This window comes from Streptomyces sp. NPDC006925 (assembly GCF_042869575.1).
Taxonomy (GTDB): Bacteria; Actinomycetota; Actinomycetes; order Streptomycetales; family Streptomycetaceae; genus Streptomyces.
The window spans coordinates 30,641-47,749 of the sequence record NZ_JBIAGB010000019.1 but is presented as its reverse complement, the minus strand read 5'-3'; the positions used below and the strand labels follow the sequence as shown (position 1 = coordinate 47,749).

Annotated in this window: 14 protein-coding genes; 7 read left to right on the top strand and 7 right to left on the bottom strand. The window is 71.4% G+C overall.

Going from position 1 to position 17,109, the window contains the following annotated elements:
* Positions 1-36: 36 nt before the first annotated feature.
* From ACFYNS_RS23260 to ACFYNS_RS23250, 3 genes are all read left to right on the top strand, one after another.
* Positions 37-1,200: a 5-(carboxyamino)imidazole ribonucleotide synthase gene (locus ACFYNS_RS23260; RefSeq protein WP_360291114.1), complete on the top strand. Its 1,164-nt coding sequence runs from the start codon at positions 37-39 to the stop codon at positions 1,198-1,200.
* 75 nt (positions 1,201-1,275) lie between these two features.
* The gene (purE, locus tag ACFYNS_RS23255) at positions 1,276-1,824 is read left to right on the top strand and encodes a 5-(carboxyamino)imidazole ribonucleotide mutase (RefSeq protein WP_360291117.1); all 549 of its coding nucleotides are present in this window, start codon (positions 1,276-1,278) and stop codon (positions 1,822-1,824) included.
* The gene (locus tag ACFYNS_RS23250) at positions 1,821-3,035 is read left to right on the top strand and encodes a dipeptidase (RefSeq protein ID WP_388604872.1); all 1,215 of its coding nucleotides are present in this window, start codon (positions 1,821-1,823) and stop codon (positions 3,033-3,035) included. Before purE ends, ACFYNS_RS23250 begins: the two co-directional genes overlap by 4 nt.
* 408 nt (positions 3,036-3,443) lie before the next feature.
* Here ACFYNS_RS23250 and ACFYNS_RS23245 read toward each other — a convergent pair whose 3' ends face one another.
* Positions 3,444-4,610, bottom strand: coding sequence for an acyl-CoA dehydrogenase (locus tag ACFYNS_RS23245; RefSeq protein WP_360291123.1), 1,167 nt, complete (start codon positions 4,608-4,610; stop codon positions 3,444-3,446).
* A gap of 216 nt (positions 4,611-4,826) precedes the next feature.
* Here ACFYNS_RS23245 and ACFYNS_RS23240 point away from each other — a divergent pair, with 216 nt between their 5' ends.
* On the top strand, positions 4,827-6,170 hold the full coding sequence (locus ACFYNS_RS23240; RefSeq protein ID WP_360291126.1) for a UDP-glucose/GDP-mannose dehydrogenase family protein: 1,344 nt from the start codon (positions 4,827-4,829) through the stop codon (positions 6,168-6,170).
* 85 nt (positions 6,171-6,255) lie between these two features.
* Here the strand turns inward: ACFYNS_RS23240 and ACFYNS_RS23235 are convergent, their stop codons facing one another.
* Entirely contained in the window at positions 6,256-7,080 is an 825-nt protein-coding gene (locus ACFYNS_RS23235) for an alpha/beta hydrolase (protein WP_360291129.1), read from the bottom strand.
* Between the two features lie 171 nt (positions 7,081-7,251).
* Positions 7,252-7,797, bottom strand: a complete 546-nt coding sequence (locus ACFYNS_RS23230; protein WP_388604869.1) for a CGNR zinc finger domain-containing protein — start codon at positions 7,795-7,797, stop codon at positions 7,252-7,254.
* A 128-nt stretch (positions 7,798-7,925) separates the two neighbouring features.
* On the opposite strand from ACFYNS_RS23230, the gene ACFYNS_RS23225 reads away from it, so the two are divergent.
* Positions 7,926-8,309 carry a VOC family protein gene (locus ACFYNS_RS23225; RefSeq protein WP_360291135.1) on the top strand — a complete coding sequence of 128 codons (384 nt, stop codon included), beginning with the start codon at positions 7,926-7,928 and terminating at the stop codon, positions 8,307-8,309.
* 174 nt (positions 8,310-8,483) lie between these two features.
* Here the strand turns inward: ACFYNS_RS23225 and ACFYNS_RS23220 are convergent, their stop codons facing one another.
* The gene (locus ACFYNS_RS23220; RefSeq protein WP_360291138.1) at positions 8,484-9,749 is read right to left on the bottom strand and encodes an LCP family protein; all 1,266 of its coding nucleotides are present in this window, start codon (positions 9,747-9,749) and stop codon (positions 8,484-8,486) included.
* Positions 9,750-9,878: 129 nt separating this feature from the next.
* Between ACFYNS_RS23220 and ACFYNS_RS23215 the strand changes: the two genes are divergently transcribed.
* Entirely contained in the window at positions 9,879-10,415 is a 537-nt protein-coding gene (locus ACFYNS_RS23215; RefSeq protein WP_360291140.1) for an acyl-CoA thioesterase, read from the top strand.
* Positions 10,416-10,460: 45 nt separating this feature from the next.
* On the opposite strand, the gene ACFYNS_RS23210 is transcribed toward ACFYNS_RS23215, so the two are convergent.
* Positions 10,461-11,906: an LCP family protein gene (locus ACFYNS_RS23210; RefSeq protein ID WP_388604866.1), complete on the bottom strand. Its 1,446-nt coding sequence runs from the start codon at positions 11,904-11,906 to the stop codon at positions 10,461-10,463.
* Between the two features lie 353 nt (positions 11,907-12,259).
* Between ACFYNS_RS23210 and ACFYNS_RS23205 the strand changes: the two genes are divergently transcribed.
* Positions 12,260-13,303, top strand: coding sequence for a glycosyltransferase family 2 protein (locus ACFYNS_RS23205; protein ID WP_360291143.1), 1,044 nt, complete (start codon positions 12,260-12,262; stop codon positions 13,301-13,303).
* Between the two features lie 159 nt (positions 13,304-13,462).
* On the opposite strand, the gene ACFYNS_RS23200 is transcribed toward ACFYNS_RS23205, so the two are convergent.
* Together ACFYNS_RS23200 and ACFYNS_RS23195 are read right to left on the bottom strand one after the other, a co-directional pair.
* A complete protein-coding gene (locus ACFYNS_RS23200; protein WP_388604863.1) occupies positions 13,463-15,208 on the bottom strand; it encodes an LCP family protein in 1,746 nt (581 codons plus the stop codon).
* Positions 15,209-15,278: 70 nt separating this feature from the next.
* A complete protein-coding gene (locus tag ACFYNS_RS23195; protein WP_360291149.1) occupies positions 15,279-17,081 on the bottom strand; it encodes an LCP family protein in 1,803 nt (600 codons plus the stop codon).
* Between the last annotated feature and the right edge of the window lie 28 nt (positions 17,082-17,109).

Genomic DNA, 17,109 nt, shown 5'->3' with positions numbered 1-17,109 from the left:
GACCGGGCGCCCTCCGGTGCGCCGTACCCTGGAGCCGTGACATTCCCGGTGGTCGGCATGGTCGGCGGTGGCCAGCTCGCTCGTATGACCCACGAGGCGGGCATCCCGCTCGGCATCAGGTTCAAGCTCCTCTCCGATACGGCGCAGGACTCGGCGGCACAAGTCGTCAACGAAGTTGTCGTTGGCGACTACCGAGATCTGGACACGCTGCGGCGCTTCGCCGAAGGCTGCGACGTGATCACTTTCGATCACGAGCACGTGCCCACCGAGCACCTCCGCGCCCTTGAGGCGGACGGCATCCCCGTCCGTCCCGGGCCGGACGCGCTCGTGCACGCGCAGGACAAGGGCGTGATGCGCGCCCGGCTCGCCGAACTCGGTGTGCCCGCGCCGCGCAACCGCCTGGTGAGCGACGCCCGGGACGTCGCCGCCTTCGCCGCGGAGGGCGCGGCCCCCGGCACCGATGACGGCTTCCCCGTCGTCCTCAAGACGGTGCGCGGCGGCTACGACGGCAAGGGCGTGTGGGTCGTGCGCGGCGCCGACGACCCGAACGCGGCCGAACCCTTCAAGGCGGGCGTCCCCGTGCTGGCCGAGGAGAAGGTCGACTTCGCGCGGGAACTGGCGGCGAACGTCGTGCGCTCCCCGCACGGGCAGGCTGTCGCCTACCCGGTCGTGGAGTCCGTGCAGGTCGGCGGGGTCTGCGACACCGTGATCGCCCCCGCGCCGGAACTGGCCGAGGACCTCGCGCTGGGTGCCCAGCAGATCGCGCTGCAGGTCGCGCACGAACTGGGAGTCGTCGGGCACCTGGCCGTGGAGCTGTTCGAGACCGCCGACGGACGCCTGCTCGTCAACGAGCTGGCCATGCGGCCGCACAACTCCGGGCACTGGACCCAGGACGGCGCCGTCACCTCGCAGTTCGCCAACCACGTGCGCGCCGTGCTCGACCTGCCGCTGGGCGACCCGCGCTGCCGGGAGCGCTGGACGGTGATGGCCAATGTGCTGGGCGGCGACTACCCCGACATGTACGCGGCGTATCTGCACTGCATGGCCCGCGACCCGCAGCTGAAGATCCACATGTACGGGAAGGACGTGAAGCCCGGCCGCAAGGTGGGGCATGTCAACGTCTACGGTGACGATCTCGCCGAGGTGCGGGAGCGCGCCGCGCACGCCGCCGGATATCTGCGCGGCACCGTCGTGGAGTGAGCCCGTGGGCGTCGCGCACCGCAGGGCGGCGCGCGCGGCCGGCGAGCCGGTCCGGACCAGCTATCTAGGAGCCGTATGAGTACTGCTGCCAGCCCCCTCGTGGGGATCGTCATGGGGTCCGACTCGGACTGGCCCGTCATGGAGGGGGCCGCCAAGGCGCTGGAGGAGTTCTCGGTGCCCTACGAGGTGGACGTCGTCTCCGCGCACCGGATGCCCCGCGAGATGATCGCCTACGGCGAGGACGCCGCCGACCGCGGTCTGAAGGCGGTCATCGCGGGCGCGGGGGGCGCGGCGCACCTGCCGGGCATGCTCGCGTCGGTCACCCCGCTGCCGGTCATCGGCGTACCCGTACCGCTGAAGTACCTGGACGGCATGGACTCGCTGCTGTCCATCGTGCAGATGCCCGCGGGCGTCCCCGTCGCGACCGTCTCCGTCGGCGGAGCGCGCAACGCCGGGCTGCTCGCCGTGCGGATGCTCGCCGCGCACGACGGCGAACTGCGCGAGAAGATGCGCGACTTCCAGCAGGAGCTCAACGAGCAGGCCACCGAGAAGGGCAAGCGGCTGCGGGCCAAGGCCGCCGGGGAAACCGGGTTCGGCTTCGGCCAGGCGGGAGGCAACCGGTGACGCGGCCCGACAGCCCCCGCCTGGAACACGCCCGCGCGCTGCTGACCGAGCACCCCGTCGTGGACGGACACAACGACCTGCCCTGGGCGCTGCGCGAACAGGCGCACTACGACCTGGACAAGCTCGACATCGCACTCGACCAGCGCGAGAAGCTGCACACCGACCTGGCGCGGCTGCGCGCGGGCGGGGTCGGGGCGCAGTTCTGGTCCGTCTACGTACCCGGCGAGCTGACCGGGGACGATGCGGTGAGCGCCACCCTGGAGCAGATCGACGCCGTACGGCTGCTGGCGGCGCGCTACCCGCAGGACCTCCAACTGGCCTTCACCGCCGAGGACGTGGAGGCGGCGCACGCGCAGCGGCGCATCGCCTCGCTGATGGGCGCCGAGGGCGGGCACTCCATCAACAACTCGCTGGCCGCGCTGCGCGCCCTCTACCAGCTCGGGGTGCGCTATCTGACGCTCACCCACAACAACTCGCTGGACTGGGCCGACTCCGCCACCGACGAGCCGCGTGCGGGCGGCCTGAGCTGCTTCGGCGAGGAAGTCGTCCGGGAGATGAACCGGCTCGGCATGCTGGTGGACCTCTCGCACGTGGCGGCCGAGACGATGCGCGACGCGCTGCGGGTCACCGAGGCGCCCGTCATCTTCTCGCACTCCTCCGCGCGCGCTGTCTGCGACCACCCGCGCAACATCCCGGACGACGTGCTCGCCCAGCTCCCCGCCAACGGGGGCGTGGCGATGGCCACTTTCGTGCCCAAGTTCATCCTCCCCGAGGCGGTGGCCTGGACCCGGGCGGCCGACGAGAACATGCGTGCGCACGGCCTCGACCACCTCGACCTGTCCGACGAGGGCCGCGCGGTGCAGCGCGAGTTCGAGCGCGCCAACCCGCGGCCGATCCCGGACGCGAGCACCGTGGCCGACCACCTCGACCACATGCGCGAGGTCGCGGGCATCGACCACATCGGCATCGGCGGCGACTTCGACGGCACCGCCTTCACCCCGGCCCAGCTCTCAGATGTGGCCGGCTACCCGCACCTGGTGGCCGAGCTGCTGGACCGCAACTGGTCCGCGGCCGATCTGGCCAAGCTGACCTGGTCCAACGCCCTGCGTGTGCTGCGTGAGGCGGAGGAGGCGGCCAGGACGCTGCAGTCGCAGCGCGGGCCCTCCATCGCCACGATCGACCAGTTGGACGGCGCCCGGCGCACGGGCTGACCGGTCGGCGAACAGGCCGGCGAACAGGCCGGCGAAGAGGCCGCCGCTGGTTCCGCGGGCCGGTCCGCAACGAGCCGCAGGGCGGACCCCTTTCGAGCCCGGCGTGAGCGGTCGTGACCGCGCCCCGGGGCCCGTGAGCGTCGGCGTGTCCGCTCCGGGCGTCTGCTCGGGCACCGTCTCCAGGCCACGCGGTGGCCGGAGTCCGGGCAGGCCACGACCGCCACCGGCAGCGCCGGAAGGGCTGCTGCGACCTGGCGTGAGCACGACCGCGGGCGCGCGCCGGGTGCGCAGCGGAACGGGCCGGGTCCGGGGGAAGCACCAGGTGCTGCCCCCGGACCCGGCCCGGAACCGGTCTCCCGGACGCCGCCGACCCGCGGAAACCGCTACGCCGCCGACCCGCGGAAACCCCTACGGCAGGTTCCGCGCCATCACGATGCGCTGCACCTGGTTGGTGCCCTCGTAGATCTGGGTGATCTTCGCGTCCCGCATCATCCGCTCGACGGGGTAGTCGCGGGTGTAGCCGTAGCCGCCGAGGAGCTGGACGGCGTCGGTGGTGATCTCCATGGCGGCGTCCGAGGCGTAGCACTTGGCGGCGGCGCCGAAGAAGGTCAGGTCCTCCTTCTCGCTGCCTTCCGAGACCCGCTCGGAGCGGGCGGCGGCCGCGTAGGTGAGCTGCCGGGCGGCCTCGATCTTCATGGCCATGTCGGCCAGCATGAACTGCACACCCTGGAAGTCGCCGATGGGCTTGCCGAACTGCTTGCGCTCCTGGACGTACCCCTTCGCGTAGTCCAGCGCCCCCTGGGCGATACCCAGGGCCTGCGCGGCGATGGTGATGCGGGTGTGGTCGAGGGTCTTCATGGCGGTGGCGAAGCCGGTGCCCTCGTCGCCGATCATCCGGTCGGCCGGGATGCGCACGTTGTCCAGGTAGACCTCCCGGGTGGGGGAGCCCTTGATGCCCAGCTTCTTCTCCGGGGCGCCGAAGGAGACGCCCGGGTCGTCCTTCTCCACCACGAACGCGGAGATCCCCTTGGTGCGCTTCTCGGCGTCGGTGACGGCCATCACCGTGTAGTAGTCGGAGACCCCGGCGTTGGTGATCCAGCGCTTGACGCCGTCGAGGACCCAGTGGTCGCCGTCCCGCACGGCCTTGGTCTTCATGCCGCCCGCGTCGGAACCGGCGTCCGGCTCGCTCAGGCAGTAGGAGAACATCGCGTCGCCCTTGGCCAGCGGCGTCAGGAAGCGCTTCTTGAGCTCCTCCGAGGCGGAGAGGATCACCGGCAGCGAGCCGAGCTTGTTGACGGCCGGGATGAGGGAGGAGGAGCCGCAGACCCGGGCGACCTCCTCGATGACGATGACGGTGGCCAGCGCGTCGGCCCCGGCGCCGCCGTAGGCCTCGGGTACGTGCACCGCGTGCAGGTCGTTGGCGACCAGGGCGTCCCGGGCCTCCTGCGGGAACCGCGCCTCCTCGTCCACTTCGGCGGCGTGCGGCGCGATCTTCGCCTCGGCGAGCGCGCGCACCGAGTCGCGGAGCATCTCGTGCTCCTCGGACGGCCGGTAGAGGTCGAAATCAGACGCCAAGGTGTCTCACTCCTTCGAGAGGATGCGGAATGCCTGGGGTGCCACGGGCTGCTGGATTGCCTCGGTTGTCGTGCCGGGTGCCCCGGGATTGCTAATTACCGTTAAGTAACCTCAATTTTAGTGGCCGACGGCCCCTCGGGGGTACGTGAGGTTCGCGACAGGAGGGGTCCCGTTATGCTCGCGGACAGCGTTCTGCCGTCCCAAGGAGCTCATCGCATGGCCTCGCCCAAGATCACCGTGATCGGCCTCGGCTATCTCGGCGCCACCCACGCGGCCGCCATGGCCGAACTGGGGTTCGAGGTGCTGGGGCTGGACGTCGTCCCGGAGAAGATGCGCAAGCTGGAGCAGGGGCAGGCGCCCATGTTCGAGCCGGGCCTGGAGGAGCTGCTGCGCGCACACGTCGCCGGGGTCGAGGGCTCCACCGGCCGACTGCGCTTCACCGACTCCTGGGAGGAGCTGGGCGCCTTCGGCGACGTGCACTTCCTGTGCGTCAACACCCCGCAGAAGCACGGCGAGTTCGCCTGCGACATGAGCTACGTCGAGCGCGCCGTCGACTCCCTCGCGCCGCATCTGCACGGACCCGCGCTCGTCGTCGGCAAGTCCACCGTCCCGGTCGGCAGCGCCGAGCGGCTCGCGACCCGGATCGCCGAGCTGGCGCCCGCCGGGCAGGAGGCCGAGCTGGCCTGGAACCCCGAGTTCCTGCGCGAGAGCTTCGCCGTCAAGGACACCCTCCACCCCGACCGCATCGTCGTCGGGGTCGGCGGTCCGCGGGGCGAGGGGCTGCTGCGCGAGGTGTACGCGCAGCCGGTCGCCGAGGGGACCCCCTTCCTGGTGACCGACTTCCCCACCGCCGAGCTGGTCAAGACCGCCGCCAACTCCTTCCTGGCCACGAAGATCTCCTTCATCAACGCCATGGCCGAGGTCTGCGAGGCGGCGGGCGGCGACGTGGTCAAGCTCGCCGAGGCCATCGGCCACGACGACCGCATCGGCCACAAGTTCCTCCGGGCCGGGATCGGCTTCGGCGGCGGCTGCCTGCCCAAGGACATCCGTGCCTTCATGGCCCGCGCCGGCGAGCTGGGCGCCTCCGAGGCGCTCACCTTCCTGCGCGAGGTCGACTCCATCAACATGCGGCGCCGCGCCCAGATGGTCGAGCTGGCCCGGGACGCGCTGGGCGGGGTGCTGCTCGGCAAGCGGATCGCCGTGCTGGGCGCCACCTTCAAACCCGACTCCGACGACGTACGCGACTCGCCCGCGCTCAACGTCGCCGGGCAGCTGCATCTCCAGGGCGCCCAGGTGACGGTCTACGACCCGAAGGGCATGGAGAACGCGCGGGCCGTCTTCCCCACGCTGGGCTACGCGGACAGCGCGCTGGACGCCGCACGCGGTGCCGATGTGGTGTTGCATCTGACGGAGTGGCGGGAGTTCAAGGAGCTCGACCCCGCCGTGCTGGGCGACGTCGTCGCCTCCCGTCACCTCCTCGACGGCCGCAACACCCTGGACTCCGCGCTCTGGCGCAAGTCCGGCTGGCTCTTCCGCGCACTCGGCCGCCCCACCGCGTGACGCCGGGGCCCACCACGGGGCCTCGGCCTGACCGCCCCCGGCCGACCCGGCGAACCCGTACGCCACGGCACTGGCCCTCCGTGGGCTACGGTCGGCCGTCCGCTGTCCTGAGGAAACGGGTCACCGCATCCACATAGTCCCTCGGGTGGGTCACGTGAGGGATGTGCCCAGCCCCTTCGAAGGTGTGCACCTGCGCCTGCGGCAAGGCGTCGGCGATCCGGGCGGTGACCGTGGCGAACCAGGGCGGGCTCGCCGTGCCCCCTGTCACCAGTGCGGGCCCGGTGAACTGCGAGAGGGCCGTGAGGTCCAGCGCCGCCCAGCCGGGATCCTTCTGCTCGTCGAGGAAGGTGGGCGCATTGCGCAGAAAGGTCTCACGCACCTGTTCCGGGAGCTGCTCCCAGGCGCCGGGTCCGAGGGCGACCTCTTCGACGAACAGGCGGGCACCGGCCTGCGTCTCACCCGCGCGCAAGTGGGCGAGGACAGAGCCGATCTTCTGGTCGGTGGCGTCCATGAGCGGCCGGAGTTCGGGTTCTCCGGTGACAATGCCCGCCAGCGGCGGCTCGTGGGCGATGAGGCCCCGGAAGAGTTCAGGGCGTCGGGTGGCCAGCCCCAGGGCGATCGAGGCGCCGAAGGAGTTTCCCGCGACATACGCCGGCCCGAATCCCAGCTCGTCCATCAGCGCGCCCAGGTCGTCCTCGTCCTCGGTGCGGGAGCCCTGCCTCGCCGGGCGCTCGCTCCGGCTGTGGCCGCGCCGGTCGTAGACGAGCACCCGGTACTCCTGGGCCAGGTCCGGCAGGACCTGTTCCCAGCTGCGGTGATCAGCCCACGAGCCGTGTACCAGCACCAGCGGATCGCCGGTGCCGACCGTCTCGTAGAAGAGGCCGACGCCGTTGACACGCACACCTGCCATACCCGTCCTCCTTGCCTGACCGCACCACCGCGTGCCGGGGTCGCTCTTGCATTTAGCCAGCCCATGCCCCGGTGGGCACCCCGGCCGCAGAAGGGACGGGACCGGACGGCGTAAAGCCACGGCGGGCCCAAGCCCTCCGGCCCGAGCCGGTGAACCGACGCGGTCACCGCACTAGGAGCTGCGCCGGGCGCGGTAGGTGCGCATCTTGGCGCGGCTCCCGCAGACGGCCATGCTGCACCAGCGGCTGCGGCCGGCGGGGCTGCGGTCGTAGTAGGCCCAGCGGCAGTCGTGCGCCTCGCACGCCTTCAGCCGCTGCCAGGTGCCCTCGCCCGCCGCGGTGGCGATCCGGGCGGCCAGGTGAGCGGTGAGGGCGGGAAGGCCCGTGAGGCCGGATACGGGGTGCAGCGCGGCCTCACCGCGGGAGCCGAGCCGCAGCGCGAGCGGGGCCGCGCTCAGCAGCCGCTCCAGGGATTCGGCCGCCTCCGGCGGGATCGCCGCGCCCGTGTGGGCCGTACAGGCCGCGCGCAGCGCCTCCCGGAGCTCGCGCAGCTCCGCCAGGTCGGCCGGGCCGAGGCGGTACCGCGCCAGCCCGTGGTCGTCGGCGAACCGGGCCAGGTCCGCCGGGGAGGCCAGCTCGTCGGTGCCGGATTCGATGTCGAGGGTGTTCACCAACTCCTGCACCAGACGGAGGGGCTCCGGCGCTTCTCTGTCTCCCACTCTTGTGACGTTACCGGTCTTCATCCATCATGGGGTAACCCAGGCTGTTACCCCATGCAGCCTTCTGGCAGTAACGGCGGGCGGCGGTCGAGGCGGCGGTCGCCGAACAGCGGAGATGAGGAATCACGATGGCCATCCCCACGATGGGCGTAGTCGTACTCGACTGCCCCGACCCCCTGCGCCTGGCGGACTTCTACGCCCGGATGCTGGGCTGGAAGGTGGATCCGGGCGGCGACAGCACGTGGGCCGAGGTGCTGGACACCGACGGCCGCAGGCGGCTGGCGTTCCAGGAGGCGTCCGGATTCGTCCCGCCGCAGTGGCCGAGCGGGGAGCACTCCCAGCAGCTCCACCTCGACCTGGACGTGCCGCGGGCCCACCTGGAGGAAGCCGAGCGGGAGGTGCTGGCGCTGGGCGCCCGGCTCATCCAGGGAGACGCGGACGGCGCTCGGGATTTCCGCGTCTACCTCGACCCGGCGGGGCACCCCTTCTGCCTGTGCCTGTGCGACCACTGAGCGGCTGGGTGGGCCAGCACTGAGCGGTCGGGTGGGCGAGCACTGAGCCGTCCGTCGAGTGGGAGCCCGCCCCGCGTGGTGCGGAACGACCGCGGCCAGGCCCCCTGCCGGGAGCCTGGCCGTCCTGCGTGCCGCGGGGGTGGCCGCCTCGGCGACCACCTCAGGGGGTGTGTCTCAGCGGTCGGAGGTCACCGTCACCTTCTCGTCGTTGTTGAGCTGGCCGACGAGCTTCTTGACCTTGGCCTCGTCCCACTGCAGATTGCCGTTCGGCGTCGAACCGGAGATCGGCATGTTCATGGAGGTGCCCTCGCCGCCGGAGACGCCCTTCATCGCCCAGAACATCGAGGCGACGTTCCACAGGCTCATGTCCTTGTCCACCTTGAGGGTGTCCAGACCCGCGCCCATCGTCGGGTAGAGCTTGAACGGGTTGAGCACGGTGCCGGGGGTCGCGGCCTGGTTCGCCAGCGCGGCGAGGAACTTCTGCTGGTTCTTGGTGCGGTCCAGGTCGCTGCCGGGCAGCGCGTACCGGGTGCGGACGAAGGCGAGCGCCTCCCGGCCGTCGAGGGTCTGCTTGCCCTTCTCGAAGTCGGCGCCGGACTTCTTGTCCTTGATGTCGCGGGGGATGTCCATCTCCACGCCGCCGACCGCGTCCACGATCTTGGCGAAGCCGCCGAAGCCGATTTCCGCGTAGTGGTCGATCCGCAGCCCGGTGTTGTGCTCGACGGTCCGGACGAGGAGCGTGGGGCCGTCCTCGGCGTAGGTCGCGTTGATCTTCGTGTGGCGGTGCTGGGCCGGGTACTTCTTGCCGGATTCGGAGCCGGTGTAGGAGGGCACCTCGACGTTCGAGTCGCGGGGCAGCGAGATCATGGTGTTCCCGTTGCTGCCGACGTGCAGGATCATGATCGAGTCGGTGCGGCCACCGTCGGTGGGCCCGCCGGTGTGCAGGTTCTGCCGCTCCTCGTCGCTCATGCCCTCGCGGCTGTCCGAGCCGACGATCAGATAGTTGGTCCCGTCGCCCGCGTCGGGGCGGTCCTCGACGATGCTGAGGTCCACCTCGCGGCGCAGCTTGGAGTCCGCCCAGAAGTAGGTGCCGACCGACCACACCAGCAGGACGACGACCAGGGTGAGCAGTGTCCACTTGGTGCGACGGCGCCAGTCCGGGCGGGGGCGGCCGTCGTAGTCGCCGCCGCCGCGGCCGCCGCCGTAGACCTGGCCCTCGCTGTAGCCGGAGTCGTAGCCGTCCTGCGGTTGTCCGTAGCGCGCGTCGTGGCCGCCCGGGCCGTACCCGGGGCCGCCCTGCCCGGAGCCCCGGGTCTGCGGGGGCACGCCGGGGGCCGATGTGTGGGGCATGACACGTGTGGGGTCGGGCCGGGGCGCGCCGCGGCCACGACCTTCCCGGCCCCGCGAGCTGTCGGTCCAACCATCGGGCCACTGATTCATGTCCCGCAGTGTGCCTGCACTCCGGGGGAGGAACACAGGCCGGGTACCACTTCGGGGGGAGGCTGTAGCAGTTCTGATGCAGAATGCCGGTTTCTGAGGGGCTTCCTCCGCGCGCATAAGGTGGTGCACATGACCCACCAGGCGCACACGGCGCACAGCGAGCTCCCCGGCAAGCCGACGGCCGCCTCCCGTACCACCCTCTCCCACATCATGACCGCGGGTGACACCAACCTGCTCGGGACCGTGCACGGTGGGGTGATCATGAAGCTGGCCGACGACGCGGCCGGGGCCGTGGCCGGGCGCCACTCGGAGGGCCCGGCCGTCACCGCCTCCATGGACGAGATGGTCTTCCTGGAACCGGTCAGAGTGGGCGACCTCGTCCATGTGAAGGCCCAGGTCAACTGGGTCGGACGGACCTCCATGGAGGTCGGTGTGCGGGTGCTGGCGGAGCGCTGGAACGAGTCGACGCCCGCCACCCAGGTCGGCTCCGCGTATCTCGTCTTCGCGGCGATCGACGAGGACGGCAAGCCGCGTTCCGTGCCGCCGGTGATCCCGGAGACCGAGAAGGACCGGCGCCGCTACCAGGAGGCGCAGATCCGCCGGACCCACCGGCTGGCCCGCCGCCGCGCCATCAAGGAGCTGCGCGCCAGCCGCTCCCCGGACTGAGTCCGACGCCGGTACGCGCGCGGGCACCGACCCCGGGCCGCGGGCTCAGCCGCAGTCGGCCTCGTCCCCGCGCATCGGAGCCTCGTCCGGGGTGCCGTGCGCGGCCGGGGCGCGCACGGGCCTCACGCGCTGGTCCGGGGCGCCGACCGTGACCTTCATCCGCGCTCCGCGGTGCGGGTCCTTCACCAGCTTCGCCCCCGGCAGCGCCGCGGCCAGGGAACGCGCCGAGCGGTCCCAGCGCGGGTCGTAGGCGATGGTCGTCCGGGCGTGCTCGGCGTGCTCGGCGTGCTCGGCGTGCCGGGCGTTGGAGGGCGCGCCGGTGGTGGCGAAACCGGTGCCGCGCAGCTCCCGGTCGATCCGCGCCCCGAGTCCCCGGCGGCCCGTGGCGTTCGCGACCTCGACGCGGACGTCGCGCGGGGCCACCTCGACCCGCGGTCCCCCGTCCCGGTCGGAGCCCCCGCCGTCGGAGCCGTCCCGCTCGGATGCGTCCGCATCGGATGCCGCCGGACCGGATGCCGCCGGGTCGGGTTCGGCCGGTGCGGAGAGCGGCCGGTCCGCGCGCAGCGCCGCGAACAGCTTCGCGGCCCTGGACCGATCCCACTCGACGGTGGAGCCCAGTCCGGGCACCCGGTGGTCGACGTCGGACAGCGGCACCGAGGCGAACTCCGAGGAGGCGAGGCTGAAGCCGCGCATCGCCCGGCCCAGCGCCATCATCTGCTCGGTACCGAATCCGGGGTCGGCGCGTACCGACTCCAGCAGGGTGGCGGCCACCGTGTTGAAGCGCACGGGGTTCATCAGGACCCCGGTGTCCGTGGCCCGGGAGATGACCGAGGCGAGGAAGTGCTGCTGCCGCTTCATCCGGCTCAGGTCCGAGCCCCCGTCCAGGTGCCGCGCCCGGACGTACTGCAGCGCCTGGCCGCCGTTCAGCTTGGTGGTGCCCTTGGGCAGGTCGAGCCCCGAGTAGCTGTCCTTGAGCGGCTCGGTGGTGCAGACCGGAACGCCGCCCAGGACGTCCACCGTGCTCATGAAGCTGGTGAAGTCGACCTCCAGGTAGTGGTCGACGTGCACGTCGGTGAGCTTCTCCACCGCCCGCACGGTCAGCGGGGCGCCGCCGGCGGTGTAGGCGGCGTTCAGCTTGGCCGGCCGCGCGGCCACCCGCTTGCCGGTGGCGCGGTCCTTGTGCGGCGGGAGCTTGGTGTAGGTGTCGCGGGGGAGGCTGACGACGGTGGCCCGGTCCCGGTCGCCGGAGAGATGCACCAGCAGCATCGTGTCCGTGCAGTCGCAGGCCGAGCCGCCCAGGTTGTACCGCTCCTTCTGGGTCGCCGAGATCCCGTCCCGCCGGTCCGTTCCGACGACGAGGAAGTTGACGCCGTTGTCGCCCTTGGGGCGGCTGTCGGTGTCGAGGTCGTCGAACGGGTCGACTCTGCGCACGTCCTCGCTCAGCCCGGTCACCATGGCGTGGCCGACCCCGCCGGCGGCCAGCAGCAGCACGGAGGCGCCCGTGGCGATCCGCAGGCCCCAGCGCGGGCCCGGACGGCTCCAGCTCGGGCGGCGGCGGCCCCCGCGGCGGCTCCTGCCGGGACTCTTGCGGGTTCCCTTGGTGCTGCCGTGACTTCCATGGGGACTGCCAGGAGGGGAGGAGGCGCGTCGAGGCAAGGGTGGCCGCCTTCCGCGAGAGAAGAACAGGAACAATACCTAGAGTGACAATACGGTGACGTGAAGTTCCCACACTGTATGCCGGTACGATCTCCGGATCGTGCGTACACGCCGTCCCGTTCCGGGAGCCGCCTTCCGCGGGGCGCATGCGTACGGACCGTTCGCCCGATCGCGGTAACGTGAGCGCCGTGACTCGCGAGAACCGACGTCCTTCCGCGGACGAAGCCCCGCCCCCCGTTTCCGTGATCATGCCGGTACTCGACGAGGAACGGCACCTGCGCAGCTCTGTGCGGCACATCCTGGAGCAGCGCTACGAGGGTGAGCTGGAGGTGATCATCGCGCTGGGCCCGTCCACGGACCGCACGGACGAGATCGCCGCCGAGCTGGTCGCCGAGGACCCCCGCGTACGCACGGTGCCCAATCCCACGGGCCGCACCCCCGCGGGGCTGAACGCCGCCATCGGGGCGTCCCGGCATCCGGTGGTGGTGCGGGTCGACGGGCACGGCATGCTCTCCGCCGACTACATCGCCACCGCCGTGCGGCTGCTGGAGGAGACCGGTGCGGCCAACGTCGGCGGCATCATGCACGCCGAGGGCGAGAACGCCTGGGAGCACGCCGTCGCCGCCGCGATGACCTCGAGGATCGGGGTGGGCAACGCCGCCTTCCACACCGGTGGCGCCGCCGGCGAGGCGGAGACGGTCTACCTGGGGGTCTTCCGCCGCGAGGTGCTGGAGCAGCAGGGCGGGTACAACGAGGAGTTCATCCGCGCCCAGGACTGGGAGCTGAACTTCCGCATCCGCTCCGCGGGCGGGCTGATCTGGTTCTCGCCCGAGCTGCGGGTCTCCTACCGCCCCCGGCCCAGCGTGCGCGCTCTGGCCAAGCAGTACCGCAACTACGGCCGCTGGCGGCATGTCGTCGCCCGCTACCACGCGGGCTCCATCAACCTGCGCTACCTGGCCCCGCCGGTCGCCCTGTGCGCCGTCGCTGCGGGCCTGGTGGCCGGTGCCGCCCTCACGCCCTGGGCGCTGGTGGTGCCCGGCGGCTACCTGGCGGCCATAGCGGCCGGTTCGCTGCCCGCGGGCCGGGGCCTCCCGCTCGCGGCGCGTGCGCAGATCCCCGTCGCGCTCGCCACCATGCACATGTCCTGGGGCTGGGGCTTTCTGACCAGCCCGAAGAAGCTGGCCCGCAAGGTCATCGCCAGCCGCCGCGAGCCGGTGCCGGCGACGCGGTAGCGGGGCCGCGAGCGGCCGCGGCCCGGTCGTCCAGCGCACAGTAAGGGGCGCCCTCCACAGGAGGGCGCCCCTTACTCGTGTCCGGCGTCCGGCGTCCGGCGTGCGGTGTCAGGTCCTCATCACGCGGTCCTGTGTCAGGACCCCACCACGTTCAGGGCCTCACCACGTGTAGTTCGGGTTGACGTCCATGCACGCCTTCTTGTCGTCGCCCCGCAGCGCGTCCGCGCTCTCGGGCGCCTTGTGGTGGCCCTTGTCCGCGTCTCCGCCGCCGTCGCTCTCCGGGTAGCTCGCGCCCTCCCGCCAGTCGGCGCCGATCACGAGGGTGACCTGCTGCACGCCGGTGGAGTGCTTCACCAGCCGCTCGGGGATACCGAGCGCCTCGGCGACGGCCAGCGCGTCGCCGCGCAGCTCCTCGCGCGGGTAGCGAATGGTGGTGTCGGCCCGCGACTGGGGCGTCGGGTCGGCCGCGGCCTTGCCGAAGCCCTCGCGGGTCAGGGTCTGCGCGACCTGGCCCGCCCGGCCGGTGACCGGCCGCTGGAGTGAGGTGCCGGTCCCGTTCATCACACTGACCGGGATGTCGGCCTTCGGCTGGGACGGTTCGGTCGGCTGCGCGGACCTGCTGGCCTCCGCCTTCTTCTTGTCCTTGCCGTCGAGCGCCACATCGTTGCGTACGAGGGAGAAGACCTGGTCCGCGTCGTCCTTCTTCGGGACGACGTAGCTGCCGCCGCCGCCGTACTCCCACGGCATGGTGGCCATGGTGATCCGCTTGGTCGGCACCTGCTTGAGGTCGTTGCCCAGGTCGTAGAGCTTCTTGACCGTGCCGATCCCCTTGTCGACGGTGAGCGCCTTGGTGGCGGACTCCGCCAGGCCGCGCAGCTTGCCCGGGTCGCTCAGCTTCGTCCCGGCCTTGAGCTGGCGCACCATCGCGTTCATGTACATGTGCTGGGCCTTGGCACGCCCTATGTCCGTGCCGTCGCCGAAGCCGTGCCGGGTCCGCAGCCAGCTCAGCGCCTGCTCGCCCTTGATGACCGAGGTGCCCTTCTCCAGCTTCAGCTTCGACTTCGGGTCGTGCACGTTCTCCTTGACGCAGACCGGGACGCCGCCGACCGCGTCGGCCATGGAGACCACACCCGAGAAGTCGATCATCATGAAGTGGTCGACCGGGATGCCGGTCATCTCTTCCCAGGTCGCCACGGTGCACCCGGGGCCGCCGTGCTGGAGGCTGGTGTTGATCTTGTCCGTGGTCGTCGGATAGACCTTCCCGTCGTCCGGGTCGGTGCACTTGGGAATCGTCGTCCTGGTGTCCCGCGGTACGGAGACGACGGACATGTTGCTGCGGTCCGCGGAGACGTGCAGCAGCATCTGCACGTCCGCCAGCGGCGGCCGGTCGCGGTCGGCGCGGGAGCCGCCGAGCCGGACGTTCTCCTCGGAGGCCCGCGAGTCGGAGCCCAGCAGCAGGATGTTCAGCGGGGTCTGCCCCGCGGCGTTCGGGTCCGAGTGGTGGAGCTTGTTGTCCCCGAGGTTGAGGTCGTCCTTGCTCAGGTTGCCGTTGAGGTGCTGGTAGTAGAAGTAGCCCGCTGCCGCGGTCGCGAGTATGAGCACCGAGAGGACGGCCGCGGACCAGCGCAGCACGCGGCGGCCGCGGCTCCGCCGCGGGGCGCCGTTCACCGCCGGACCCTCGCCACCCGCTCCGGAGGCGCCGCCGCCGTCCGGTCCGCTCCCTCCGCCGCCGGCACCGGACGCGGGTGCGGCACCGGGTGCGGATACGGCGGCGGAGGCGTGCCCGCCACGGGAGCCGGGCTCCGCCGGGTGCTCTCCGTACAGGCTCTCGTCCCAACCGCGGTCGGCGGCGGTGGGAGCGCCGCGCTGCGTCTCTCCGCCGCCGTCGGTGTCGTGGTGCCGCACGGGACCTCCCGGGGGTGTTCATGTCGTGCTGCCCCCGGGCGTCCGGTGGGACGTGCCGGAGCGGTCTGCGTCATTTCGCGCACACGTTCTTGTCGTTGGCGTTGACCTTGTCGACCCCGGACGGTGCCTTGTCGGGAGCCCCGACCGACTCGCCCGCGGCGGTGAAGTCCTTGCCGAGGGTCAGCTTCATGCTGGGACCCGCTCCCTCGGTCTTCTTCAGGGCCGAGGCCGGCAGCTTCAGCATGTCGGCCAGCCTGGCGGCCGCGCCCTCCTGGGAGGGGGCGAATTCCAGCCGCGTCCTGGAGAGCTGCTGCGGTGCGTTGCCGCCGGAGACCGCCTTGCCCGCGCCCTTGTTCACCAGCCACTCCACCGTCCCGGCCGCCGCCCCCGAGGGGCCGCCGCCGTTGAGCACGGAGACGTCGACCTCGGACGCCGGGGCCTTCTCCACCTTCGGCTTCGCCGACTTCTTCTTCTTGTTCTTCCCGGTCAGGGATTTGTCCTCCTGGACCATCTTGAACAGGGGGTCGGCCTTGCCCTGGTTCAGGAGGACGGTGGCCTTGTCGTTCGGGTTGTCGACGACCGGGACCGTGGCGAAGGTGATGTTCTTGATGTCGACCCGCTTGAGGTCGTTCGCCAGGTCCATCAGCTTCTTGACGCTGCCGATGCCGAGGTCCACGGTCAGGGCCTTGGTCGCGGCGTCGCTCAGCTTGAACAGCTTGGAGGGGCTGCTGAGGGTGCCCCCGGACTTCATCTTGCGGATCATCGAGCTGAGGAACTGCTGCTGCAGCTTGATCCGGTCCAGGTCACTGCCGAAGCCCACCGCGTGCCGGGTCCGTACGAACGCGAGCGCCTGCTCGCCCTGGACGGTGTGCTTGCCCGCCTTCAGCTTCAGATGCGACTTGGGGTCGTTTATCGCCTTCTTGGTGCAGACCTCGACGCCGCCGACCGCCGTCGAGAGCTCCTTGACGGCGTTGAAGTCGGCCATCATGAAGTGGTCGATCTTCACCCCGACCAATTCCTCGACCGTGTTCCAGGTGCAGGTCGGGTCCCTGTCCTTCTGGCCGAGGCTGGTGTTGAAGCGGACGTTCTGGTCCCCCCGGATGACCTTGGTGGAACCGTTCTCCTCCTTGGTCTTGCAGTCCGGGATGTCAGTGATCATGTCGCGCGGGATGGACAGCGCGGTGGCGTTGGAGCGGTCCTCGGACACATGGAAGAGGAAGGTGGTGTCGGCGTGGCCGACGCTTCCCGCATCGCCGTAGCCCGTGTTGCCCTTGCCCTCGCGGGCGTCGGTGCCGATCACCAGGATGTTGACCGGGCCGTCCTTCACCGCGGGGTTGTTCCGGCCGACATCGACCTTGTTGATGTTGCCGTTGAGCCGCTGGTACCAGACGACGCCGCCGACGCAGCCCGCGACCATCAGGAGGCCGATCGTGCCGCCGCCGATGCGCAGCACCTTCTGCTTCCGGGAGAGCTGACGCTTGGCCTTCCGGCGCCCCCGGCCGCCGCCCTTGCCCGGTGCCTCGCCGGAACCGGCCCGCTCGGAGGCGCGGGCCCGGCGCTGGGCGGGCAGCCGTGCCTCGGCCCGCCGCGCGGAGCGGGACCCGGTGCCGTCGCCGCCCTCACCCGTACGGGAGCGCGGGCGGTCCCCACCGGAGCCCTCGGACCGCCTTCCGTGGTCGGCGGGCGTGTCCGTGCTCTCGTCCGGGGAGGCGCTTCTCTGGCGCGGTGCGGAAGTGCGGCGGGAACCGGGCCGACGGGGAGAGTCGTCGGCGTCGGGGTTCAGTCGCAGTTCGTAGCTGCCGGTGTCCGGGTTGAACACCCACTGATCCGCGGGATCGACATTCCCCGCGTGCCCACGGCCTTGCGCGTCCACGATTGCGTAAGTCCTCCATAGAACCGGC